General features: G+C 41.5%; 2 tRNA genes. Both read left to right on the plus strand.

The features are described 5' to 3' along the window. The first annotated feature begins 171 nt into the window (after nt 1–171). Nucleotides 172–245 (plus strand) — tRNA-Ile (locus U0R10_RS11345). A 172-nt stretch (nt 246–417) separates the two neighbouring features. Then, nucleotides 418–494, plus strand: a tRNA-Ala gene (locus U0R10_RS11350). The last annotated feature ends 212 nt before the right edge of the window (nt 495–706 follow it).

Genomic DNA, 706 nt, shown 5'->3' on the forward strand with positions numbered 1-706 from the left:
CCGTACCGGAAGGTGTGGCTGGAACACCTCCTTTCTGGAGACGCTATTTATTTTTGATATATGTTTAAAGCATATGTCAATCGTTTTTATTTCTATCACACGCTTAAAGGAAAGGTTGCTTGAATGAAAGCAAATCTTTTAAAAGTTTTAAGGATTGCAAGAGTACAAAGCGGGCTTGTAGCTCAGGTGGTTAGAGCGCTACACTGATAATGTAGAGGTCCGTGGTTCGAGTCCACGCAGGCCCACAAGAAATGAAAGGCATGTGGGATGAGAAGTAAGAGTGAAGAAGTGAGAGTGAAGAAGTAAGAGTGAAGAAGTAAGAGGTGAGAGTAGAGATTAGAGAGTAAAGAGTAAAGAGTAAGTGTTAGACAAACGAGTTTAACAACAAAGAGATTAACAAAGAGAACCCATTAACCTGGGGGATTAGCTCAGCTGGCTAGAGCACCTGCCTTGCACGCAGGGGGTCAACGGTTCGAATCCGTTATTCTCCACCAGAGTACACAATCAGACAAACGCGTTTGATTAACAGATTGAAAGAGTAAGTATCCTATAGACTTCGGACTATAGACTACGGACTACACCACCCTCCCCTACTCGAATGAGAGTTTGGACTTGGGAACGATGTAAATGCGATGGATTTATCTATCAAAGTTTACACAAGGTTCTTTGACATATTGTGAGAATAAAGTAAAGAGTAAGAGCAAAT

It is taken from the genome of Aquirufa avitistagni (assembly GCF_042715545.1).
GTDB classification, from domain to species: domain Bacteria; phylum Bacteroidota; class Bacteroidia; order Cytophagales; family Spirosomataceae; genus Aquirufa; species Aquirufa avitistagni.